The sequence below is a fragment of the Fimbriimonadaceae bacterium genome (assembly GCA_023957775.1).
In the GTDB taxonomy this organism is placed as follows: domain Bacteria; phylum Armatimonadota; class Fimbriimonadia; order Fimbriimonadales; family Fimbriimonadaceae; genus JAMLGR01.
Map to the genome: position 1 here is coordinate 1 of JAMLGR010000009.1, position 23,460 is coordinate 23,460.

Below are 23,460 nucleotides of genomic sequence, written 5' to 3' on the forward strand. Positions count from 1 at the left end.
GCGCGGGGGGACGTCGGTAGACGGCCATCCCTGTCATCACCCAGTCATCCCGAGCAACGTCGAGGGATCTGGAGGTCGAAGCCTAGCGTGACCAGGTCGCTGCTGCGACCCGACGAGCTGGGACAACCAGATCCCTCGACCGTGCTCGGGATGACCGGAAGCGCGAAGGCACTCCCCCCTTGCGCCCTTTGCGTTCTTTGCGTGCAACCCCTCCGCGCCTCTGCGCCTCTGCGTGAGACTCCCCCCTTGCGCCCTTTGCGTTCTTTGCGTGCAACGTCCCCACGCGCCTCTGCGACCTCAATGCAGGACTTGGCGCGCACGGCCTTGAAATAGAGCTTGGGAACCGGGGGGACCCAGAGGTGAACAACATGCGAGTTCGTTGGACCTGCGCCTTGGTGTTTGCGGTATGCGCGGCCGTCCACGCGCAAACCGGCGGCTTCATGCTCGTGGCGAGCAATCCCGCCGCCGGCGCGACGAACGTGCCGGTTGGAACAACGATTCAGCTCACGTTCAATGGGAGACCGGATCCTGCTTCCATGATGGTCGTCCGGGGCGCGCGTCAAAACGTGCTGGGCAGCCAGACCATCGACAGCGTCGCCCACACGATCACGCTCACCCCCTTCGTTCCCCTCGACCCAGGCTCGACCTACACCGTGGACTTCTCCAACGTCCGCGACGTCGACGGGTCCCCGGCGGCCCCGCCGACGACGTTCCAGTTCAGCACCGAAGGCAGCGCGCGCATCGTCGTAACCTCGCTCCCCACCACCGCGCAGGCCGGCGCGGGCGAGCGGGTGCCCTTGACCTACCTCGTGCGTAACCTCAGTCCGATCGGCGCGACGCTCAGCGCTTCGCGCACCCTCTACCTGCTGCCCGACGGCACGCAGCTGCTGAGCCTCAACGGGACCCTCCACGAGTCCCTGGGACGCAACGCAAGCCTCACCCTTTCCGACGAGGCCGTCATCGAACCCGCGATGGTCGCGGCCGCCCGCGCATCGTCGTTCGACCGCATCTTGGTGGTCCGCGTGCTCCAAGGCCTCGACGCCAACGGAAACGCGCTGCGCAGCCTGACCGACACGCCGGTCTACAACAACTATCCGGGTGACCGGACCGTGTTCGCGCAAGGCCTGGTCGCGGTCACCCAGGTGCGCCTGATCAGCTCGATCACCGGCGCGGTCGTCGTCCGCGAACTCACCGTCTCCTCTCCGACCGAGGGGCTCGCAGTCCAACAAGGCGGACAAGTGAGGGGTCGCGCCCTCATCACCGCATCGGGCAACGGCATCGTCATCGGCCGCTGGCTGCTCGACGGGACGCCCTTCGAGAGCTTCCAGGCATCGGTGCACGCGGGCAGCCCCACAGTCGTGGGCACCGTTCGTCCGATCCCTACGGTCGATGTGGGCGAACGGCGCCTGCAACTCGAAATCCTCTCCCCGAACCCGATGCGGTCCCGGGAGTCGCACTTCACCGTCTCGCCGCTCCTCCAGTCCGGACGGCCGCGCTTAGTCGCGCCCGCGTTTGGAGCGGTGCTCGGCAAAGGCGCGCCCGTGGTGCTGCGCTGGCAAGTCGTCCCCGGCGCTTCCGGGTACGAGATCGGCATCGCGCCCACGCTCGCCGAGCTCGGCCTCGACGCGAAGGGCAAGCCGGCCTCAGGCGGATTCGATGCCTCCACCCTCGCCTTCCACCAGAGGGTCCTGGGAGCCTCCCAAACCGCAGCTTCCCTCTCGGCCGATGCGATCGCCAAGCTCCGCGGCGCGGGGTCCAACACGCTCTTCTGGACCGTCCGTCCCCTGTTCCCTCCCTCCAACGAACCGATGCAGGACCGTGCGGCCTTTCCGGGCAGCATCAAGCTGGAGCCGGGCGCCGAGCCCTTGGCGTTGCTCGCTCCGGGCGCGGGCGGCGTGCTCGACGCCAAGCACCTCGCCTTTGCCTGGGCGCCGCCGTTCGCGGCAACGCGCGTGAAGGAGTACCGGGTGCAGGTCTTTGCCGAAGGCGACGAGGGAACGCCCCTGTTCCAAGCGCTCACCTCCGAGCCGAGGCTCGACCTCGATCCGGTCGGAGGCAACGTCCTCATGCCCGGGCGGCCCCTCAAGTGGCGGGTCCTCGCCTATTCGGAGGACGGACGGCTCCTTGCCATGAGTCCAAGCTCCCGGGTGAGCGTCGTGTCCACCGCTCCGACGCCGATGCTCGCCCCGATGCACACGGCGTTCGGGCAGCCCCTGAAGGGCGTCGCCTTCACACCTGCCGAGGGTGCGCGCCTCGACGCGCCGAGCGCGCTCATGGTCGCCTACCCCGCCAGCGAGGCGGCCAAACGGCGCCTCCTGCTCGACGGCACCGACGTCTCCGCTCTGGCGACGTTTGGGGAGACCGGCGTCCGGCTCCCGCCGAGGGCGCTTTCGGGTGGACTCCACACCTTGCAGCTCCTGGTCGAAACCTCCGATGGCGAGGCGTTGGAGGCGCGCTCTTGGTTCGAGGTCGCTCCCCAAGAGGGTGAGGGAGGCAACACCGAGCAAGTCGCCGACGGCCTGCGCCTGCTGCTGCAGAGCGAACTGCACGACGACGATCCCTTCCATATCGTCGCCACCCTCGAGGGCGCAGGAGCGCTTGGAACGGCGGAAGGCAGCATGAGCGTGACCGCGACGCGTCCGCTCGAAGGGGGGACGTTCGAGGTGCGCACGCTGCTCGGCAACCTTGGCGACCGCAACGGCCGCTACGACTTGGCCGCGGGAGACGTCGGGCTCGTCGGCAGCGAGTTCACCGTCGACGGCTCGACCACGCGCGCGTTCCAAGCGAACGCCCAGGCCGGCGGGTTGAAGTTCAACTTCACGAAGACCCTGGACGACTCGATCGGGCGCTCGAACTTCGGCAACTCGCCGGACGTGACCATGGGCTCGCTCGAGACCGCCGCGTTCAACGAGGGGACCGGCCTCCGCTTCGTCCAGATGCGCAGCGAACAAGCCAATTCGAGCTACGGCGCCACGGGCTACGGCCAGGCCAGCGGGGTGAAGGCCGACATCTGGAGCGTGATCGGCAGGTACCGCTTGGGCGACTCGTTCTCGCTGCGCGGCGAAATGGCCCACAGCAAGAACTCGTTCCGGACGCTCTCGGGCACGCGCATGCGCAGTTCGGGCGATGCGCAGACACTGGCGCTCGACTATAAGGGACCCCAAGGCTGGAACGCCACCGCGCGTTACCGGCGGACCGAGACCGGCTACCTCGCGCCGTCCGCGGCACTGCTGCAGAACAGCGTGCAGGGATGGGATGTCGAAGCCTCGGGGCCGATCGGGATGACCACGTTCCTCAGCGTCCGTTACGGGCGCGCGGAGAACGTGGCGGGCAGCTCGGTTCCAGACGGCGATACACACACGCTGACCGCGAACCTCGACATGCAGATCCCGGACTTCGTTCCCCTGCAACTGTCCTATCAGCAGACCGAGGCGAAAGGGGACTCCCTGGTGCCGGGATTGCCGGGCGCGGACACGCGAGACTCCACGTGGACTCTCGGCACGTCCCACCGGTTCGGCCCGGTCGACGCGTCGCTCTCGTACTCCGTGGCCCGCTACCGCGACTACCAGGACTTCAACGACCCGCTCAATGATACGCCGAACGACCGCACGACGCGGTTTGTCTCAGTGGGCCTTGGGTACCAGTCCGGGCGCGTCGCGCTGCGGGGCGACTGGAGCGACAACGGGGTCTCGCGCTTCGATCGGGATCCGCTCACGTTCGACCTCATCGACGGGCACGACCGACAGGACAACCTGCGCCTCCAGGCCGACTACGAGCTGTTCCACGGCGTGAGCGCCAGCGCGATCTGGTCGCGGGCGCGCCATAGCGACGTGCTGGGACTCTCGACGGGCGACGTCGACGACGTGGCGTTGCGCCTCAACTGGTCGCCGGGCGGCACGTTGGTGGGGCAGTCGATCGTCACGCTGGAGTTCCGCCGCAGCAAGATCGACTCCGGCGGGATGCACCGCACGGACAACACGGTGACTCTCCTGGTGAACGGCGCCGGCATCTTCGGCGGACGTTAGACACCCTGGGTTCCACGCCCGTCCAGCGGGCGTGGGCCTCATCCCAGAAGTTTGGGCGCCCCGACCGGGGCGCCTCTTAGTAGCTTCAGCCAAAGGCGGCGCCATCGGGCGCGTCGCTCAAGTCAAGCTGGGCGGGGGGAACCCCGGCCTCGGCGGCAAGCGCGTTGTTGAGGGCCACCAGCGCCTCGCGGCTGAAACCGCCGGGAATCTCGCGGGCTTGGCCGCCCTTCTCGACGACCACCAAGTGCTGCGACTCCCGAAAACCCATTTCGCGCACCAGCTCCAGGGCCTCGTCGGGAAGAAGCTCGAGCGTCGTGCCATAGCGCTTGCTCCACGCGGGGTAGGCCTCCTCGCTCGTGTTCACCACGGCGAGCATCTTCACCTTGCCCTCGTAGGGCTTGTAGACGCTCTGCACAAGCGGGATCGCCCGCGAATTTGAGCCACAGTCCTTCTTCGCAAAGTAGAGGAACGCGGGCCCGTCCTTCGCGAGAGACGCCAAGGTCGGCACCGTGCGGCCCTGGGTCTCCGGCGTTGCGGACGCCTCCGTCGACGGGTCCTTTCCGCAACCGGCGACCAGCAGCGCCACCATCGCCGCAATTGCAAGAGTCTTGGTTTGTCGCATCACGGGACTGTACCCACCTCGCGCTCGGCCGCGGGAAGGGGCTATCCGGTGAGGAAGCGGCGGATGGCGAGAAGGGTCGCCTGCCCCACATGGTGCTCGATACCCTCCGCGTCGGCCTCAGCCTCGGCGTCCGGCACGCCCAAACGCTTGAGGAACGCCACGACCACCTCGTGCCGCTCCCGCGACTCCTCCGCGATCTTGCGGCCCGCTTCCGTCGGCACGACGCCGCGGTAAGGGCGCGAGGTCACCAACCCCTCGCGCTCGAGGCGCGCCAACACTTTGGTGGCGGTCGTGTGGCTGACCTCCATGGCGCGGGCAAGGTCCACCGCGCGCGCCTCGCCCTGCTCCTCGCGCAGCTCCTCGACCATCTCGAGGTAATCCTCGGCGGTCTCCTTCGCGTGCGCGGCACGGGCTCGGGCGAAGCCGTTCAAGGTCGTCGTTCGGGCCATCTTCCAATTGTAGACGACTTTCCACCCATGGCTGCATGCCGAAAGGCCTTGGGTTCTGATCCAGCCTTGGCTATAATATGATGTAATGGCTATGGAAGCTGGCACCGTGGCGTCGATCCCGCTGAGCGCGCTCTTGCCGGGCGAGGCGGGAACGATCGTGCGCGTCGGCCTGGTCGGACCCGAGCGGCGCGCGTTGCTCGACCTCGGTTTCGTGCCCGGCACCGTGGTCGAACGCATCTTTCAAAGCCCGCTGGGCGACCCGACCGCGTTTCGCCTGCGGTCGACCGTCGTGGCGCTCCGACGCAGCCAGGCAGAAGCCATCGAGGTTCAGCGATGCAAGAGCTGAAGATCGCCGATCCCGCCCCCGGCGCCTGTGGCGGCTGTACGCGCTGCCCCTCCGGCGCCTTCGAACGCGCCGGGATGGACACCCGTGGCGCCGACGCCGTGATCGCCCTTGCGGGCAACCCGAACACGGGCAAGAGCACGGTCTTCAACGCGCTCACCGGGCTGCGCCAACGCGTGGGCAACTGGCCGGGGAAGACCGTGGTGCGCGCCGAGGGTGCGTTCCAGGCGGGCGGCACGAAGTTCCGACTCGTCGATCTGCCCGGCACGTACTCCCTCCTTTCCAACAGCCCCGACGAGGAGATCGCCCGCGACTTCCTCCTTTTCGGCCAGCCCGATGTGACCGTGGTCGTGGTGGACGCCACGGCGCTCGAACGCAACCTGAACCTCGTGCTCCAAGTGCTTGAGATCACGCCGCGCGTGGTGGTGGCCCTGAACCTGATGGACGAGGCCGAGCGCAACGGGCTGAAGATCGATCACCGCTCTCTTGCCCGAGATCTCGGCGTGCCCGTCGTGCCGATGGCCGCGCGCCAAGGCAAGGGCATCACCGAACTCACGAGCACCGTGGTCGGCGTCCTCGACGGCGAGATCGCCTGCGCCCCCCACCGCGTGCTCCGCTACGACGAGGACACCGAGAACGCGATTGCGGAGATCTCCGAGGCTCTGCTGGCCGAGTATCCGAACCTGCCGAACGCCCATTGGGTGGCGCTGCGCCTGCTCGAGGGCGATGCGAGCATCCAAAGGGAGCTCGACGAGGGGACGCTGGGCCGCATCAGTCATCCCGCCGAAGGCATGCCGGAGGCAAGAGACGCTTGAGCCGCCTCGCCGAAGTGGTCGCGCGCAACCGGGCGCAGGGCAAGGACGACCGGCACGACCGCGTGGTCGAAGCCCTGTTCGCCGAAGCCGGCCGCATCGCGGATCGAGCCGTGACCCGCGACGGCCAACGGAGCAAGCAGCACCTCGACCTCCTCCTCGATCGCCTGCTCACGAGCCGCGTTTGGGGGCTCCCGACCATGGGCGTGCTGTTCGCCCTGATCTTCTGGATCACGATCGAAGGCGCGAACGTCCCCTCCGCGATGCTTGGCGAACTGCTGACGCACCGGCTGTACGACACCCTGCACCACGGCGCGGACGCCATCGGCATGTGGCCCTGGCTCAGCGGACTGCTCATCGACGGCGTCTACCTCTCCACAGCTTGGGTCGTCTCCGTGATGCTCCCGCCGATGGCGATCTTCTTCCCCCTGTTCACGCTGTTGGAAGACTTCGGCTACCTGCCCCGCGTCGCGTTCAACCTCGACCGTGCCTTCCGTTGGGCGGGCGGCCACGGCAAGCAGTCGCTCACGATGATGATGGGGTTTGGATGCAACGCCGCGGGCGTCGTGGCCACCCGCATCATCGGCAGCCCCCGCGAACGGCTCGTGGCCATCCTCACGAACAACTTCGCGATCTGCAACGGCCGCTGGCCCACCCTGATCCTCGTGGGAACGATCTTCATCGGAGCGACGGCCCCGCCAGCGATCGCCGGGGTTGTCGCCGCAGGCAGCGTCGTGGCGATCGCACTTCTCGGCGTGGTGGTCACGCTGCTTATGTCGAAGTTCTTGAGCAAGACATTGCTCAAAGGCGAGGCCTCGACGTTTGCGCTGGAGCTCCCGCCCTATCGTCCACCACGTATCCTGCGCACCTTGGCGACGTCGATCATCGACCGGACGCTCATCGTGCTGTGGCGCGCCGTCGTGATGGCCGCCCCGGCGGGCGCCGTGATCTGGCTCATCTCGAACGTCTCGCTCGGCGGGCGCTCGTTGGCCGATTGGATGGTGACCGGCCTCGATCCGCTCGGGTTCGCCCTTGGGCTGAACGGCGTGATCCTCGTCGCCTACATCGTCGCCATCCCCGCCAACGAGATCGTGATCCCCACGATTCTCATGCTCACGCTCAACCTGGCGCGGTCGGGACTGGCGAGCCAGGGAGTGATGCTCGAGTTGGACGAGCAGATGACGTCGCAGGTGCTCAAGCAGGTGGGGGGATGGACGTTGCTCACCGGCGTCAACCTCATGCTCTTCAGCCTGCTCCACAACCCCTGCAGCACCACCCTCCTCACCATCTACCGAGAAACGGGAAGCAAGAAGTGGACGGCGCTCTCGGCTCTGTTGCCGCTTGCGCTCGCGTTCCTCGTGTGTTTCGCGACGGCGTCCCTGGCCCGACTTCTGGGCTGGGCCTAGGGGAGGCTTCGGCCACCCAATGTGAAAGTCGCGCTTAGTTCCTACGCGTCAGGTAGATGTTCCGGAACTCCACGGTCATGTCCATCCCGCCGTGCAGTTGGAGCGCCACTACACCCTCCTTGCGGCCCTGCGGATCGTCGATGTCGGTGATCGTCGCGCCGTTGAGCCTCACCGTGTAGTGGCTGCCGACCGCGCTCACCTCCATCTTCGTCCACTGCCCCGGGGTGAATTTCGCCTTCGCGTGGACCTCGGCGTTTGGCTTGAACACCCAGCCTCGCCCCGCGGTCTCCCAGATGCCACCCACGTCCTCGATGGCGTCGATTTCCGCCTGGAACCCCTTGACCAGGGGTTGTTCCTTGATCCGCTCGGCACGGAAGTAGAAGCCGCTGTTGCCGCCGGAGATCCGGAACTCGAGGTTCGCCTCGAAGTCGCGGACGGGCTTCTCGTAGATCAGCACCCCCTGCTCGTCGGCCTGGGCGCAGTGCCCTTTCAGAACGCCTCCGTCGACGGTCCATTGGCCGCCGCCAACGACCTCCCATCCGTTCAAAGTCTTGCCGTCGAAGATCTTGTCGGCGCTGGCGAAAAAGAGCAAAGCTGCGAGCATGGTCCATTGTGACCCATGGCCCCCACGAGCGCGACCACTGGCGTCACCTCTTCCCCGCCGCTGCCGTCCTATCTCGTGGAGACCCCACGATGAGACTTACACCGGCAATCACCCTCCTTCCCCTTTGCGCCCTAGCGATCACCCAACAGGGAGGCAACCAAGGGCCCCGGATGGACGCGACCACCCAAACCATCGACCGCCTTGTCGGCCAGTATCTCAACGGCGACGAGAACAAGAGCATCCTCACGCCGGGGGAGTACAACGAGTGGCCCCTGAAGCTCAAGGCCGGACAGGTCGTGTTCGCCGAGGCACGCAGCGATGCGTTCGATCCCGCACTCGAGGTGGTGGACGACCAAGGCAAGGTGCTGGCGAGCAACGATGATCGCTACCCCGGGGATCAGCGCCCGCTGCTGATGTGGCGTTGCGGCGGCGACGGCGATTACGCACTCCGCGTCCGAAGCTACAACAACAAGGCCGGCGGGCAGTTCTTCTCGCGCCACACCACCTACGTCTCGCTCGACGTTCCTCCGGACACCGTGGTCGAAGGCGTGGTGGAAGCCACGAAGCCCTTTCTCGTCCGGATTCCCATGCAGGCGGGACAAGTCAAAGATCTCGTGGCGGAGAAACGGGGTCAGGCGAACTACATCAACTTCAACTTCGGACTCGTGATCGTTCCGAACGGCCTGCCCGAACGCTCGCCCAGCTTCGCCGCACCGATCAGTCCCGCCATCCGGGCGCTCATCGCGCCCGCGCCCGGGGACTACTACGTCATGGCCAACCCCTACGGCTACCGGGGCGGAAACGGCCGCGTCCGGATCGGAACGCGCACCATCGTCCCAAACCCGCTGTCCACCAACGGCGCGACCCGGACCGGTAGCGCCCCCACCAACACGCCCGCCTTGTGGGAGGTCTCCGTGAAGGCGGGCGACCTGCTCGAGGCGACGGCGCCCCATCTCCACCTCGACTGCGCGCTCATGGTTGCGGAGGCCCCGGACTTCTCGGGCGTGGATCTCTCCAAACCCGAAACCAACCCCCTGATTCCCCAGTGGAAGGGCCCCTCCCCCGGGGAGGCGTTCGACCTCCTGCCCGCCCGGGCCAGGGACAATCGCCGAGTCGTGTTCCGCGCCCGCCGAGACGCGAAACTGTGGATCGCCACCAACGCGGCGGGTCCCGCGGATCAGTCGTTCTCGCTGACCCTCAAACCCGCGGCCGCCGAGTTCGTCGAAGGCAAACCGAACACGGGATCGCTTCGTATCGGAGACAACGACTACTGGTCCTTTGACGCCCAGGCCGGGGATGTCATGAGCTTGGAAGCCCGCGCCGTCCCCTTCGCGCAACAGATCGTCGTGCGCGACCCCGACCTCGCCGAAATCCGTCGAAGCGTCGCCGCACCGGATCAGACCTCGGACTCGTGGCGCATGACCGTCCAGAAGCCCGGGCGGTATCTGGTGGCGGTCGCTTGCCTGGGCGACGGAGGAGGAGGCGCCTACGCGCTCGATCGCACGGTCTTCCACTCGAAGGAGTTCGGTCGAACCACCGCCGCAAAGGGAACGATCGGCGAGGGAGAGATCCAGGTTTGGAAGTTCACAGCCACTCCCGACGCGCCGCTTCTGGTGCATTGGGCCTCCAGCAGTTGGGAGTACGGGGTGGCCATCTACGACGAGAAGGGCCGACCATCGGACTTTCAACGACAGCAGGTGGACGAACACAACCGCTATGGCATCCTGAAGGTCGACGAGACTCGCACCTATGTGATCGTGCTGACGGGCAAAGGAGCGAAAGCGGAGTATTCGATCGCGCTGGGGCCGATCCCTGGCGGCGGAAAGCAGTAAACCCACAATCGGGAACCATCACCCGATGCCCGCCGTGCTAGACCTCGATCAGGGGAGCGCCCCTCTTGAAGGGACGTTCCTCCTCGAACGCGGGCTCGGGGATGGGCGTGGCTCCGATCTTCCGCAACTTGGCGAAATGCGCGCGAAACGCCTCCATCTCCTCATGCGTCGTCTGCGAGTCCGCCATCACAAAGAGCATCCCAAGGTTCTCGAGATGGTTGATGATCAGGTCGCGAATCCGTGTTTGCCGCACCGCGTCGTGAAGCGCCGCGGCGGCAACGCAACCAGGTACGCGGAACGAACCGGCCTCCGGAGCGGGCTGCGTGGCGATCGCCTCCCGAAGATGCCCCCCGTGCGACGCGTCCTCTTCCAAAAGCGCATCCAACATCCAGCACTCGTCGATGTGCAGGCGCCCGTCGGCCCATGCCAGCGACTCGAACAACTCGCGCAAGGTCTGGGCGATATCGGCCTCGATCGGGCGCCCCGTCGTCCAGTAACCCCCCTTGCGAAGGAGGTCGGCGAGGCCGTTGAGGGCGGCGAGGTTCTGTCGGGGAAGTCCCGCGCGCAACCGGCTCGAAGTCCGCCTCGTACGGGAAGAAGCAAGTGGACACGCATCTCAACGAGCAACAGATCAGGGAGGTCCTCGCCCGAGCCGGCGAGATCCAGATGGAGGCTCACGGGCCCAAGGCGGACGGGACGGAACTGGAGAGCATCGTCGCCGCGGCCGAGGAGGCCGGCCTCTCCCGGCAGGCCGTCCTCCAGGCGTTGCGCGAGCGCGTCCACGGCGGGGCGGAACCCGCCGTTGTGGGCGATTGGGTGTTCGCTGAATCGGCGGACGGGAAGTACTACGTGGCGGAGGTGCTCGAGGTCGCCGAGAGCTCGATCCGCGTGAGGTTCGTCAAGGGCGGCGAGCGGACGGTCGGCCCCCTGGCCACCCAGCCCTGCACGTTTCTGCCCGGGCAACGGATCGTGTGCCAGTGGCCGGACTGGGGCTGGTGGACGAGCACCGTGATCAGCTACGACGAGCGGCAGGGATCCGTCAGCGTGTCCGACGGTTGGGGCTCGATGAAGGAGTTCCCCATTGCGGAAGTCCGACTCGATCCGCCCCGTTCCCCGCGGCTCCGAACGCCCCTTCCAAGGCTGCGGTTCTTCCTCTGGTCGCTGAGCGCAGGCATCGCGCTCGGCGGATTGGGCGGTGCGTTCATCACCTGGCTCTTGCTGCGCTGACTCTTCCAATCGGGTGCTGGAATTCGGGCAGTGTCGCCGCCAACCGCGCCCCGCGGCTACGCAGACGACGCGATCCCGGCGAACAGAGCCGTCGAGAGCACCAACCCCAACGCGTAGCCGGTCTCCTGGAACCCCACGACCTGCGGCCGAACCTCCGCCCGCCACCGAGAAACGCCCCACAGCGCGCGACCCGCAAGCACCGCGAAGGCCGCCAGAAGCGGCCAGCGGGCCCACCCCAAAGCCACCATCGCCGCCGCCAGGGCCGTGGCTCCCGCTGCAAGCACCCAGACGGCAGGCACGGACGGCGAACCACCCCGGACGAGCGCGAGGCGCGATGACACGTAGACGACGGCCAGCAGCGCGTGCAGGGCAAGCACCGCTCCGAGGAGCCACGCCTCCCGCTCCCACACCCCGCCTGCCAGGGCGATCAAGGGAGCGAAAGTCGCGGCGGCGCACGCCCCGGCAACCTCCGGCACGGCGCTTCGGCCCCGACCCATCACGTCGTGGCCGAACTGGATGCACGAGAGGACGCCCAGCACCAGAAGGGGCAACCACAACGGCTTCGAACTCCCAGCAATGGCGAACGCCAGCGCACCGAGTGCGACGCAAAGCAGTCCCACACCGAAGCCAAAGGCCCACCGCGTTCGAGGGAAGCGTTTGCCCTGCACCAGGTCCTTGCCGGCGATCTTGAGCGGCTGGCGGGCAAGGAACATACCCAACGCCCCCAGTGCCACCCACCCTCCGGCGGGCGAGGGCGCCACAAGCAGCCCAAGAAGCAACGGTGCGCCGATCAAGCCCCAGCCCCCATGCTCGGCGGGGAGGAGAATGGGCTTCAGACGAGGCCTTTGCGAAGCGGAGACGGCCAAGGACTCACCTAATCCTTCGGCGTCAACCGGACCGCCCAGGCCGATCCGCCCCGACTGTCGTCCCGAATGCCGGACGGGAACACGAGGCGTCCATCCGCGCCCAATCGGAGCGGACCCTTCCCCACCAGCTCGGCGCGAGACACTCTCGACGCGATCTCCTTGGGCAGAACCACCGATTCCGGGAGGCCTTCCGTGTCGTTCCCTGCCAGCACGAGCGCATAGATCGTTCCGTCCTTCGCCCGGGTGAACACGCACGGACCGTCCTCGTACGGAGCGAGCGGACGCGTGGCATAGATCGCCTCGCCGTTCGACCTCATCCATTCCCCGAGGCCCTTCAATCTCTCGTACACGACGGGATCGAACTCGCCGCTCCCATCGGGACCGATGCCGATCAGGTAGTTCCCGCCCCGCGCCACGATCCGGCACAGGTTGCGCACCAGCGTGCCCACGCTCTTGAAGTCGTCGTTTGGGCGCCACGGCCACGAGGTGCCCATCGGCATGCACGTCTCCCAGGGGTACGGCAGATAGTGGTCGGGAATCGACCCCTCCGGCGTCACGTAGTTCTCGTTCGCTCCGCCCACGGTGCGGTCCACCACCAGCAGGCCGGGCTGGTGCTTGCGCGCCATCGCCGCGAGGCCGTCCATATCGATCGCCGCGTTGGGAGGACGGACGGCCCCGCCGTCCAGCCAAAGCACATCCTGCCTTCCGTAGCCCGTCATCAGCTCCTCCACCTGCCTCCAAGTGAACTCTTTGAACTTCTGCCATTCGTCCGGGTGCTGCGAAGGTTCGTAGTTGGGGCCTTGCCCGCTGCCCGGTCCGAGTTCGGGCAACCAGTAGTGGGGGCTGTGCCAGTCCGCCTTCGAGAAGTAGAGCCCGGAGCTGAGCCCTCGCTTGCGAAATGCTTCCGTCATCCGCTTGACCGTGTCGGCGCGCGGGTCGCTGTGGAACGGCACGAAGGGTGCGGTGATCTTGTACTCCGTCTGCTTCGTGTCCCACATGCAGAAGCCGTCGTGGTGCTTCGTCATCGAGAACACGTACTTCACGCCCGCATCCTCAAAGGCGCGCGCCCACTTGTCGGGATCGAACCGGACCGGGTTGAAGGTGGTGGCAAGCTCCTCGACCACCTTCATGTACGCGCGGTCGTCAAGGTTCGCGTAGGGTGCGGGACGGTTGTTCCAAGGGTGGCGCGTGGTGACCAGGCTCCACGACTCGACGATCCCCCACTGGCTGTAGGTCCCCCAGTGGAGGAGAATGCCCAGCTTTCGGTCCTGCCACTCCTCCAGCTTCTTCAGGACGAGGGGATCGCTGGGGCGCGTCCACTCCTGGCTCGCCTCCAGGGCGCCGAACTCTCCGGCCTCGACCGGCGGCACGTCGCGCGCCACCGGGGGCTCGTTTGGCGGAAAGGGGAGGCTGAAAAGGAGTGAGATCACGGTGTCCGCATTGTAGCTTGGGCGCTTCGCCACCTGCCCCAAGCCAAACCTCCCCGTCGGATCGAGTCCGACGAGGAGGTGCAAGCTCAGTACGCGGGGCCTTCGCCAGGCGGAATCTCCTGCTTGGCGTTGACCTTGTTCTCGATGTCCTTCTGCTGCTTCGCCGTCTCTTCCGAGACGCCGCCGCCGGAACATCCGACGGCGACCCAAACGAGCAGCGCCAAAAGCAAGAACCTGCGCATTACTGGAGCGACCAAAGCGGCCACGACTGCGTCCAAACCGGCTTCGCGGAAACCGTCCACGCGCCGCTTCCCAGTCCGCACGCGGGGCGGGAACTGACTTGGTACTCGGCGGCGGAGGGCGTCTTCGCCAGGAACTGGCCGATCGAGATGGACTTCGTGTGCCCGTCCGCAAAGCTCAGGTTGATCGCACCCGCGAAGGGCACCTTCGAGTTGTCCAACTGGTTCGAGACGTTGCAGTTGGTGTCGATGGTGTAGAACTTGGTCGCCCAGGCCTCGCGGATCGCGAACGGGTAGGCGGTGCGGTGCGAGGTGCCGCTCGAGCTGTCGAGGAACACCGGCGCGAAGCTGACCGTCGGGTCAACCAGTTCCATGATCAGCCAGCCCTCGGCCGGGTAGGGAATGGCCGTGCTGGTTCCACCGAGGAAGGGATCCCGCCACGCCCCGTTGCCCGAGTAGTTGGGCCAGGTGTTCAGGGCGCCCGTCAATGCGAGGTTGAGCGCGTACGAGTTCATGATTTCGCCGTTCTTGTCCCAGTTGGCGGCGTTCTTGTCGATCGCCGGGTGGAAGAAGAGCGCGACGTTCTTGGTGTAGGGCAACACCCATGCCTGCCACTTGTAGTGGTTGACGCGGAACGCGTAGGGGTGGGCCGCATCGCTCCCGTTGCACCGGGACGAGGGGTCCGAGCCAGGCGCGAAGGTGTTGAGAGCCGTGTTCAGGGCGCCGTTCAAGATGCAGTCGTCGTTCCGAGGATAGATATCGTCGTAATCCGACGCGTACATGATGACGGCCAGACCGATCTGCTTCTGGTTGGAGATGGAGACGGCCTTCTTCGCCGCGGTCTTGGCTTGAGCGAAAACCGGGAAGAGGATGGCCGCCAGAATCGCGATGATCGCGATCACGACAAGCAATTCGATGAGGGTAAAGGCACGTTTCATTCTTTCGGGATTCTCCTTGGGTTCACAGACTTTTGAAACCAGTATGGCCCAACTATATTACCAAAGTTCAGAGGAGCTGGGCCCTCGAATCGATTTTCGCACGGCCCCACTTCCGACAATTCTACGCCCTCGGGCGCTCTTTTCGAAAGGGGGCGCGTGTTCCGGGGGCCAAACCAGCTCCCGTCTGGTCCGAAGGTCCTTCTCTTGCGCGCGGCACCGCTCCAAGACCGTCCGCGCCTTTTGGGCGTCCAAGCCGGCGGGTACGTACGCGGGCGTCCGTTGAACGCCAGCCAACCGGAAATAGACGCAGCAAGCCGCGAGGTACGAACCGAGCGGGAGCGCGTGGTTTCCATCGGGGGACCAGAGCTCGAACTTTGGCTCCGCGGCAAGGACGGCGTTCCACGCATCGCAGACCGGCAGGAGTTCCGCGCCCGACGCTTGGGCGATGCCGCGGTAGACGCCCAAGGTGAAGGCCGTCTCGTCCACTCCGCGCCTCGGCCACTCCACGTAGAGGAGCGTCCTCGACCCTTTCGTGCGGGCCGCCTTCGCCATCGCGATGGCGCGCGTCTGGGGATAGGAGATCTTCCCCGAAGAGCTGACCATGGCCGCCTGCAAGACCACGACGTCAAACTTTCCGGACCGCACCTCGCGGTCCGTCGCGCTTCCAGGCGCGACGTCTTCAAGGTGCCCGACGAACACGTGGGACTCGGTGACTGCGCGTCCCGAGCCGTCGCTCTGCAACATCTTCGCCACCGTGGCCGGCACGTCGTTGAAGTTCAGCAGGCTGTTGCCGACGAACAAGATCCGGAGCGCGTGGGCCCCTGCTGCGTGGAGAAGCGTCGACTGCACGGGTTCCTCAGCGGCCGGCGCGCCTCGATCCGGTAAAGGAAAAGGTGTCCATGGCCACGTACTTGCCTGGCGCGACGCGCCCCTTGAAGGTGACGGTCGCCGTGTTGCCGTCGATGGTGACCAGCACGTAGCCGTACGTGTCGGTGATGTTCTTCACGCGCGTCAGCTTCCAGCCTTCGTTCTTGCCCGTGTAGTCGCCCTTCTTATAGAACGGGGCGCCGGCGGTCCCGGCGGTGACCTGGTGCAACACGGGACCGGGTTGGGACCCCTCGCGCACGATCGTCATGTGGTCGTACAGGTGGTCGTGCCCCCCGAAGTAGACCCGCGAGCCAGCATCGATGAGGCTGTTCCAAAACCGGTCCCGCGCCACGGGATTGGCGTCCATGGTGTCCTTGTGCGCGCCATCCATGAAGGCCGGTTCGTGAGAGAAGGCGAAAATGAAGGGCTTCCGGTACCTGGCCAGCACCCCGTCGAGCCAAGGCTGCTCGATCTCTTCTTTGCGGGCCCCGTACTGATCCAAGGCGATCATCAGCACGTCGCCCTTCCCGTAGTAGTAGGTAAGCCCCTTCTCCGCGGCGGGCCCGTTCATCGGCAACGCCCGCTCGCCCGAGAACACCTTGTTCCAAATCGCCGCGGAGTCGACGTCGCCCGCGTCGTGGTTCCCTCGGCACGGCAGCACGGGAATCTTGGCGTCGTACACCGGCTTCATCATGCGTACCCACGCGCGAAGCTGGGACTCGGCCTCGGCAGGGTCTTTGACGTATCCCGAGACGAGGTCCCCCGTCCACACGAGGAACTTCGCCTTTTCAGCCAGCACCGCTTGGGCGATCTCGCTGCCGATGACGACGTTGATGCCGTCCTTGTCCTCGGGTCGCTCGGTGCGCGTGTCGGCTCGACCGTCGCCCGCTACGACGAAACTCCACTTCTGGGCGGGGGAGCAAGCGGCCACGCTGCACAGGGCGACGAAGGCGACCAAGCGTTTCATACGCCGGAGGCTACCCTCCCTCGAAGTACCACCCGGCGCTGCCGGAGGAAGCGGGCAGGGTAGCGTAGCGCCATGAGTGCGCTTTTGGCCATTGCGCTGGTCGCTGTCCTGACCCCCCAAGCGAGCCCCGACCCGTACGCCAACGAGACCGCCGCCCAGCGCGACGCCCGCATGAAGTGGTTCCGAGAAGCGCGCTTCGGCATGTTCATCCATTGGGGCGTCTACTCCGTCCCGGCCGGCGTCTACGACGGCAAGCCCATCGGCGGCATCGGGGAGTGGATCATGCACCAGGCCCGCATCCCGGTGGACCGCTATCGCGCGTACGCCAAGGAGTTCAACCCGACCCGGTACGACGCCGAGAAGTGGGTGCGCATCGCCAAGGACGCGGGCATGAAGTACATCGTGATCACGTCCAAGCACCACGACGGGTTCGCGATGTTCGATTCGAAGGCGTCGGACTGGAACATCGTGAAGGCCACCCCGTTCGGGCGGGACCCGCTCCAAGAGCTTGCCGCCGCGTGCCAGCGCGAGGGCATCCGGCTCGGTTTCTACTACAGCCAAGCCCAGGACTGGAACAATGGCGGCTCGGCGGCGGGCGGTCACTGGGATCCCAAACAAGACCGCGACATGACCGAGTACATCCAGAAGGTCGCCGTGCCGCAGGTCAAGGAGATCCTGACCCACTACGGCAAGATCTCGGTGCTCTGGTGGGACACCCCTTACGAGATGACCAAGGAGCGCGCCGATCTCCTTCTTCCCCTCCTCAAGCTCCAGCCCGGGATCATCACCAACAACCGGCTCGGAGGGGGCTACATGGGCGACACGGAGACCCCGGAACAGTTCGTCCCGGCGACCGGCTATCCCGGCCGCGACTGGGAGACCTGCATGACCATGAACGACACATGGGGCTTCAAGAGCACGGACCACAACTGGAAATCGAGCGAGACCCTCATCCGCACCCTGATCGATATCGCCAGCAAAGGCGGCAATTTCTTGCTCAATGTCGGCCCAACCTCGCTCGGCGAAATTCCCGCTCCCTCCGTCGAGCGGCTCGCGGCGGTCGGTGCGTGGATGAAACAGAACGGCTCGGCGATCTACGCGACCACCGCAAGTCCGTTCAAGAAGCTGTCATGGGGCCGGTGCACCAAGGTGCTCGGCAAGGATGGCGCGGCGCTGTACCTCCACGTGTTCGACTGGCCGACGAACGGGAAGCTGCTCGTGCCGGGCCTTCGGTCCCCGGTCGGAGGCGCCTCGCTGCTGGTGGGGGGAACGAAACTGGCTTGCCGCAACACGGCGGAAGGGGTCGAGGTCGACGTGCCGGCCCAGGCGCCCGACAAGGTTTCCACCACGATCCAGCTCATGGTGAAAGGCGCGTTGGTGGTCGAGCAGCCCGAGCTGGTGCTCAAGTTGGAAGGGACACTGGCGCTGAGTCCCGACGACGCCACCCTGCACGGCGGGTTGCAGTCCGAACAGCGGGGCGGCAAACCCAACCTCGGGTTCTGGACCGATCCCAAGGACACCGCGGAGTGGACGTTCACCGCCCCTCGCGCGGGCAATGTGGCCGCGACCACCGAGATCGCCGCTCCCGCCTCGGCGGCGTTCGAAGTGACGTTGGGCGGCAAGACGGTGCGGTTCGACTCGCCGGCCACCGGCTCGTACGACACGTACCAAACCGTGAATCTCGGAACGTTTCCCGTGGTCGCGGGCAAGAACACCTTGGTCGTCCGCCCCGTGGCGCAGGGGTGGAAGCCCATGAATCTCCGGGCAATCCAACTCAAAATCATGCCCGCATGTCCAACGCCTCGTTGAGCAGGGCCTGCATGGTCGGGCTTCCCTTGTGGCCGGCGTCCTCCACGAGGTGCAAGGTCGCTTCCGGCCACGCCTGGGCGAGGTCCCACGCGGTGCGGGCAGGCGCGCTCATGTCCAGACGCCCGTGGATGAGCGTCCCGGGGATGCCGGCCAAGCGGTGCCACGGCGGGTCGTCCTCCAACCACGCGGCGTGCGCGGCGTAGTGGGCGCAGATGCGCACGAACGCGAGACGGGCGGCGTCGGGGCGGTCGCCATAAGGGTTTGGACTCCCGTGCGGTTCGAGGGAGAGCACGGCGTCCTCCCACGCGCACCAGTCGCGCGCGGCCTGGTCCCTCACGTCGGGGTCCTCGCTGTCCATCAGGCGGGCGTAGCCAGCCAGGATATCCGAGTCCTGTGCTCCCGCGCGGAACCGTTCCCACGCCTCGGGGAAGAACATCCCCACGCCGCGGTACAGCCAGTCGTACTCCGAGCGCGAGCCCGTGGTCACATCGACGAGCACGATCTGACGAACCCTCTCCGGAAACCTCACCGCGTAGGCGAGCGCCAACGCCGACCCCCACGAGCCTCCGAACAGAAGCCACCGCTCGATCCCCAAATGCCGGCGCAGCCGCTCCATGTCGGCGATCAGGTGGTGGGTCGTGTTGCACTCCATGCGGGTGGCCGGATCGCTCGCATGGGGAGTGCTCCTCCCGCATCCGCGCTGGTCGAACAGCACGATCTGGCACCGCTCCGGATCGAACGCACGCCGCTGGTTGGTCGAACATCCCGAACCCGGCCCGCCGTGCACCACGAGCACCGGCTCCCCCTGCGGGTTTCCGCACCGCTCCCAATAGACGAGGTTCTCATCGCCCACGTCGAGCATTCCGGTTTCGAACGGCTCGATCGGTGGGTATCGCCCGTCGGCGTCGCGCATCACCCGTCGAGGTTACCGAGTCGCCCTACCCACTCCCCGTCGCGCGCAGGAAGACCTCGCGCACCTCGGCGTCGATCGGATCCCTCACCACCGTTCGCGTGGCCGAGGCGTACGCCATGAACCGCGCCACCGACTGCTCCAACGCCGGCCAAAACGCCTTGCCGGGCCGCGTCTCCTCGAAGTGCCACTCACGCACCTCGAGGACCCCGTCCCGGTTCCAGAACTCCACTCGCGCCACCAGCTCGTCGCCGAACAACACGGGCAGCACGTAGTAGCCCCACCGGCGCTTCGCCTGCGGCACGTAGATCTCCCAGATGTACTGGAAATCGAACAGGTGCGCGGTCATCTTCCGGTCCCACATGAACGGGTCCAGGGGCGCGACGAACACCACGCGCGGCTCGTTCGAGGGCTGGTCGAGCAAAGCGAGGAATTCGGGCGTCGCGTGCGCCTTGACGCCCTCGATCTCCACGGGAACGATCTGGCCGCGTTCGACCAACTCCGCCATCGCGGGCCGCTTCCGGTAGGACAGCACTTGGTTCGACCACACTTCCGAAGGCGCCGCGGGCCGCACGACGCCCATGGCCCGGTGCCGCTCGAGCACCAGTTCGCGGATGGCGTCGTTTTCGGGGAGCAGCGGCTGGTCGCGCAGAGGTTGCGGAACCAACCGCTCGGCAAGGTCGTACACGTGCTGGCCGCCCACGCGCCCCGACGTCATGATCAGCCCGGCGTGCCAGAGCGCTCGCAGCGTCTGTTTGGTAACGCTCGGCCCGAACCAGGACCCCTTCCACTCCTCCCGCCGTTGCTGGAACTCGAAGTCCTTCGGCATCAGGGGACCTCGGTCGGAAATCTCCTTGAGGATCGCCTCCACGGCGTCGCTGTGGTCCTGGAAGATCCGTTTCTCGAACGCGCGCCGACCCACGGCGTGGATGTACCGCCGCAGGGGCCAGCCCTCGTAGGGCACCAGCGAGGCCATCTTGTCCCAGCCATCGTAAATGTGGAGATCCTCGTACGCGAGCTTCTGCCAATCGCCGATCTTGTAGCCCGGGACGCGGGACTGCAGCACGAGGTCATGGTTGCATCCGACGGGCGCGATCGGGTCGAACTGGATGCTCCGAAGCCGCTCGAACACCTCCTCCTGCGTCGCGCACGGGGCGAAATGGTGCCGCACGAGCGCCCGGCGAACGTCCGGCTTGGACAGGGACACCGCGCTCACCACGTTTCGGTGCGCCACTGCCCCCAGACGTTGGGCTCCTCCCACTCCTCAGGCGGCTCCTGCCCGTTGAGGCGAAGGGCGAGGAAGATCAGTCCCACGTGCCACCCGTCGTGCCACACCATGTGCTGGAGGAGCACGACGGGATTGTCGTAGACCACGTGGTTGCTCGCCATCGGGCCACCGGTTTTGAGACCGTCGCGCACCGCGTCTCGAACGGCCTTTCCGCTGGCCCTGAGACACGCTTTGATGGCGTCCAAATCCGCCAGCGGCGAACCCAAATCGTCCGCGGAGGCGCTCGTGAGGCCCGCCGCGTGCTCGGGAGCGACTTGCGAGAGGAAGAACCGGCGCACGTTGTGCATGTGGGCGAGCTGGCGGTCGAGCCCCCACCCGTCCTCGGACGGCTTGACGTGTCGGTTCTCCTCGTCGACCAGGTTGCAGACGGCGTCGACGATGCGGCACTGGCGATCCCAGGAATCGAGAAGCTGTTCGGCGAGATCCATCGCCTATTGAACCCGAACCCAGGGACGAACGCCCCACCGCCAGCGCGGCGCCGGATGTACGCTGGGTGCAGATGCTCTCCTTCCATTCGCCTTCGGGGAACTTGCGGGTGACGCGATACGCACCGATGACCTTCATGGCGCGGCACGCGCACGCCTTTGACAAGGTGAGCGTCGTCCTCTCGGGCTCCGTTCTGGAGCGCAGCGTCGCAGGCGAACGTGTTGCGCAGGCGGGGTGGATTGTGGTTAAGCCGGGAGGCGTGCTCCACGAGGACGTCGTGGGAGAGCGTGGCCTTTGTATGCTGAGCCTTGCGGCCACACCGCAGTCGAGCGAAGCGAGCGACGCGTGGGCGTCGCTGACAGCCGACTATCGATGGATGCCTCTCGAACCCTGTGTGGGCCGTTTGGTCAGAATGATCGCGGGTCGGATAGAGGATCCGGCCGTGGCCATCGAGGAGGTGCTGTTCGCTTTGGCGGGCAACGCCGTCCAACGGCTCAGGCATGAACCTGGCTGGCTTGCCAAAGCGCGCTCCATTCTCGAAGAGCGCCACGATTCGCCCCCGTCGCTCGTCGCACTCGCCGACGAGGTCGCCGTGCATCCCGTGAGCCTCTCGCGCGCTTTCCAAAGGGCCGGCACCAGCAAGACCGAAATCGTGCACCGTCGCAGGGTGGAGCGTGCGCTCGATGCCCTTCGGGAACCGACCACGCTGGGGCAGGTCGCCGCAGAACTCGGCTACGCCGATGGCGCACACTTTTCGCGCTCCTTCCGTTTTTGGATTGGATGTTCGCCGTCGGCTTTCCGCGCGAAGTTTCTCTCAAACGGCTAAATCCATTCCAGAGTTGTTTTCCGGTCCGGGCGTAAGAACGACTATGTTCGCCAGTCTTGCTGCCGCCCTGATGACGCTTTCGCTGCCCATTCACCAGTCGCCGCGCGTCCCCCTGGAAGGTCATCCGATCTTTGGCGACCTCGGCAAGCAGTGGGAGGCCCTCATGCCCGACTTCCACGTGACGGGCTATTCGGTTGTGGCGATCCAAGAGGGCAAGGTGGTGCTGCTGGACGGCATCGGGTCCGCCGATCCGACGCGCGGCACCAAGGCCGACCTCGACACGCGCTACTACATCGCCTCGATCACGAAGACCATGACGGCGACAGCGATTCTGCAGCTCGCGGAGCAGGGCAAACTCGAGCTCGACGCGCCCGTGCAGCGGTATCTTCCGCGGTTCACGCTGGCGGACGCCGAGTATGCCAAGACGATCACGCTGCGCGACCTCTTGTGCCACCGCCCAGGCATCGGGGGCGGACGGGTCTGGTTGTTGGAGGCTTACACCGGGCAGGTGAACGACGACCGCTTCTACAAGATCCTGGGCACCTCGCAACCCGAGAAGAAGGTGACCTACTCCAACGCCCACTTCACGATCCTGGGCCGCGTCATCGAGGCCGTGACGGGCATGGGCTGGCGGGAGTACCTGGCCAAGAACGTGTTCGCGCCCCTCGGCATGACCCGCACGACGGGCTTCATTTCCGCGATGCACGACGACGCGAACAAGGCCGTGCCGCTTCGGTTTGGACGGGGTGGGGTGCAGATTGCGGAGATGATGAAGACCGACCGGACCATGCACGCCGCGGGAGGAATCGTCACGACGCCCCGCGACATGGTCGCCTACCTCCAGATGTGGATGAACCAGGGGGCGTGGAGCGGCACTCGGGTCTTGCCGGAGAAGACCGTGGGCGACGCCCTGACGATCCAGGCGCCCATCGAGGAGAACGGCAGCATCCGCATCTTGCGCGGCTTCGGCTACGCGTGGAACCTCGGCGCCTACCGGAAGCACGAGGGTTTCGCCGCGCACGGCGGAAGCTACACGGGCTACGGCGCCTACATCGCGATGCTGCCCAAAGAGAAGACCGCGGTGGCCGTGTTCGTCAACACGGGGCAGTCGGGCGGCGCGTTCGGCACCTTGGTGGCGATCGACATGCTCGACCGGATGCTGGGCTACCCCGTGGACAAAGAGCTGAGGGCCGACTACCTCGCCCAGGCCAGGAAGTTCTCGGACGGCATCGTGGCGGGAAAGACGTTCGGCCCCAACCCCGCCCTCTCCGGCCAGCTCTCGTTGCCGGCGGAAGCGTACGCAGGCGTGTTCGCCAACGAACCCTACGGTTCGATCGAGGTCTCGCTAACGGGCGGGCAACTCAAGTTGGATTGGGGAGACCTCTCGCAGCTACTCGTCAGCAGCGGCATGGACATGGCAACCTTGCACGACAGCGTGGACGCGCGCGCGTCGGACACGATCCGATTCGTGGTGGAGGGCAAGCGTGTCACCGGGCTGGTGCTCGATCCCGAGGGAGATTCGATCCGCTTCGAGAGAAAGCGGTAGCCAGACGCCGGGGGTCCGTGCTATGGTC

At 66.4% G+C, this 23,460-nt stretch carries 22 protein-coding genes; 9 read left to right on the plus strand and 13 right to left on the minus strand.

Going from position 1 to position 23,460, the window contains the following annotated elements:
- Positions 1-368: 368 nt before the first annotated feature.
- Positions 369-4,025 carry an Ig-like domain-containing protein gene (locus tag M9921_08955; GenBank protein MCO5296973.1) on the plus strand — a complete coding sequence of 1,219 codons (3,657 nt, stop codon included), beginning with the start codon at positions 369-371 and terminating at the stop codon, positions 4,023-4,025.
- Between the two features lie 85 nt (positions 4,026-4,110).
- Here the strand turns inward: M9921_08955 and M9921_08960 are convergent, their stop codons facing one another.
- Positions 4,111-4,647: a redoxin domain-containing protein gene (locus tag M9921_08960; protein ID MCO5296974.1), complete on the minus strand. Its 537-nt coding sequence runs from the start codon at positions 4,645-4,647 to the stop codon at positions 4,111-4,113.
- 41 nt (positions 4,648-4,688) lie between these two features.
- Positions 4,689-5,096 (minus strand): manganese-binding transcriptional regulator MntR, encoded by a 408-nt coding sequence (gene mntR, locus M9921_08965; protein ID MCO5296975.1) that lies wholly within the window; start codon positions 5,094-5,096, stop codon positions 4,689-4,691.
- A gap of 85 nt (positions 5,097-5,181) precedes the next feature.
- Here mntR and M9921_08970 point away from each other — a divergent pair, with 85 nt between their 5' ends.
- The 3 genes from M9921_08970 to M9921_08980 are packed head-to-tail and all read left to right on the plus strand — an operon-like array spanning position 5,182 to position 7,657.
- Positions 5,182-5,442, plus strand: coding sequence for a ferrous iron transport protein A (locus M9921_08970; protein MCO5296976.1), 261 nt, complete (start codon positions 5,182-5,184; stop codon positions 5,440-5,442).
- On the plus strand, positions 5,430-6,254 hold the full coding sequence (locus M9921_08975) for a 50S ribosome-binding GTPase (GenBank protein ID MCO5296977.1): 825 nt from the start codon (positions 5,430-5,432) through the stop codon (positions 6,252-6,254). Before M9921_08970 ends, M9921_08975 begins: the two co-directional genes overlap by 13 nt.
- Positions 6,251-7,657 carry a hypothetical protein gene (locus M9921_08980; GenBank protein ID MCO5296978.1) on the plus strand — a complete coding sequence of 469 codons (1,407 nt, stop codon included), beginning with the start codon at positions 6,251-6,253 and terminating at the stop codon, positions 7,655-7,657. The genes M9921_08975 and M9921_08980 overlap by 4 nt, the downstream gene beginning before the upstream one ends.
- A 34-nt stretch (positions 7,658-7,691) precedes the next feature.
- Here the strand turns inward: M9921_08980 and M9921_08985 are convergent, their stop codons facing one another.
- Positions 7,692-8,261: a DUF1080 domain-containing protein gene (locus M9921_08985; GenBank protein MCO5296979.1), complete on the minus strand. Its 570-nt coding sequence runs from the start codon at positions 8,259-8,261 to the stop codon at positions 7,692-7,694.
- A gap of 89 nt (positions 8,262-8,350) precedes the next feature.
- Here M9921_08985 and M9921_08990 point away from each other — a divergent pair, with 89 nt between their 5' ends.
- The gene (locus M9921_08990) at positions 8,351-10,093 is read left to right on the plus strand and encodes a hypothetical protein (protein ID MCO5296980.1); all 1,743 of its coding nucleotides are present in this window, start codon (positions 8,351-8,353) and stop codon (positions 10,091-10,093) included.
- Positions 10,094-10,130: 37 nt separating this feature from the next.
- Here the strand turns inward: M9921_08990 and M9921_08995 are convergent, their stop codons facing one another.
- Positions 10,131-10,661: a hypothetical protein gene (locus M9921_08995; protein MCO5296981.1), complete on the minus strand. Its 531-nt coding sequence runs from the start codon at positions 10,659-10,661 to the stop codon at positions 10,131-10,133.
- 35 nt (positions 10,662-10,696) lie between these two features.
- Between M9921_08995 and M9921_09000 the strand changes: the two genes are divergently transcribed.
- The gene (locus M9921_09000) at positions 10,697-11,320 is read left to right on the plus strand and encodes a hypothetical protein (protein ID MCO5296982.1); all 624 of its coding nucleotides are present in this window, start codon (positions 10,697-10,699) and stop codon (positions 11,318-11,320) included.
- Between the two features lie 56 nt (positions 11,321-11,376).
- Here the strand turns inward: M9921_09000 and M9921_09005 are convergent, their stop codons facing one another.
- The 6 genes from M9921_09005 to M9921_09030 all read right to left on the minus strand — a co-directional run bounded on the left by M9921_09005 (position 11,377) and on the right by M9921_09030 (position 16,627).
- A complete protein-coding gene (locus M9921_09005) occupies positions 11,377-12,114 on the minus strand; it encodes a YwiC-like family protein (protein MCO5296983.1) in 738 nt (245 codons plus the stop codon).
- Between the two features lie 80 nt (positions 12,115-12,194).
- On the minus strand, positions 12,195-13,616 hold the full coding sequence (locus M9921_09010; protein ID MCO5296984.1) for an alpha-L-fucosidase: 1,422 nt from the start codon (positions 13,614-13,616) through the stop codon (positions 12,195-12,197).
- 86 nt (positions 13,617-13,702) lie between these two features.
- Positions 13,703-13,858, minus strand: coding sequence for a hypothetical protein (locus M9921_09015; protein ID MCO5296985.1), 156 nt, complete (start codon positions 13,856-13,858; stop codon positions 13,703-13,705).
- Positions 13,858-14,793: a prepilin-type N-terminal cleavage/methylation domain-containing protein gene (locus M9921_09020; protein MCO5296986.1), complete on the minus strand. Its 936-nt coding sequence runs from the start codon at positions 14,791-14,793 to the stop codon at positions 13,858-13,860. Before M9921_09020 ends, M9921_09015 begins: the two co-directional genes overlap by 1 nt.
- Positions 14,794-14,850: 57 nt before the next feature.
- The gene (locus tag M9921_09025) at positions 14,851-15,642 is read right to left on the minus strand and encodes a hypothetical protein (GenBank protein ID MCO5296987.1); all 792 of its coding nucleotides are present in this window, start codon (positions 15,640-15,642) and stop codon (positions 14,851-14,853) included.
- Between the two features lie 7 nt (positions 15,643-15,649).
- A complete protein-coding gene (locus tag M9921_09030) occupies positions 15,650-16,627 on the minus strand; it encodes a metallophosphoesterase (protein ID MCO5296988.1) in 978 nt (325 codons plus the stop codon).
- A gap of 72 nt (positions 16,628-16,699) precedes the next feature.
- Here M9921_09030 and M9921_09035 point away from each other — a divergent pair, with 72 nt between their 5' ends.
- Positions 16,700-18,436, plus strand: a complete 1,737-nt coding sequence (locus M9921_09035) for an alpha-L-fucosidase (GenBank protein ID MCO5296989.1) — start codon at positions 16,700-16,702, stop codon at positions 18,434-18,436.
- Here the strand turns inward: M9921_09035 and pip are convergent.
- From pip to M9921_09050, 3 genes are read right to left on the minus strand one after another with little or no spacing between them, the layout of a single operon-like run.
- Positions 18,408-19,349, minus strand: a complete 942-nt coding sequence (gene pip / locus M9921_09040; GenBank protein MCO5296990.1) for a prolyl aminopeptidase — start codon at positions 19,347-19,349, stop codon at positions 18,408-18,410. The two genes, M9921_09035 and pip, sit on opposite strands and share 29 nt — an antisense overlap.
- Positions 19,350-19,374: 25 nt before the next feature.
- Complete coding sequence (locus tag M9921_09045; protein MCO5296991.1) at positions 19,375-20,553, minus strand: winged helix DNA-binding domain-containing protein; 1,179 nt, start codon at positions 20,551-20,553, stop codon at positions 19,375-19,377.
- Positions 20,554-20,558: 5 nt separating this feature from the next.
- Positions 20,559-21,062: a hypothetical protein gene (locus M9921_09050; GenBank protein MCO5296992.1), complete on the minus strand. Its 504-nt coding sequence runs from the start codon at positions 21,060-21,062 to the stop codon at positions 20,559-20,561.
- A 107-nt stretch (positions 21,063-21,169) separates the two neighbouring features.
- Here M9921_09050 and M9921_09055 point away from each other — a divergent pair, with 107 nt between their 5' ends.
- Together M9921_09055 and M9921_09060 are read left to right on the plus strand one after the other, a co-directional pair.
- Positions 21,170-21,886, plus strand: a complete 717-nt coding sequence (locus M9921_09055) for an AraC family transcriptional regulator (GenBank protein ID MCO5296993.1) — start codon at positions 21,170-21,172, stop codon at positions 21,884-21,886.
- A gap of 43 nt (positions 21,887-21,929) precedes the next feature.
- Positions 21,930-23,432 carry a serine hydrolase gene (locus tag M9921_09060; protein ID MCO5296994.1) on the plus strand — a complete coding sequence of 501 codons (1,503 nt, stop codon included), beginning with the start codon at positions 21,930-21,932 and terminating at the stop codon, positions 23,430-23,432.
- Positions 23,433-23,460: the final 28 nt, after the last annotated feature.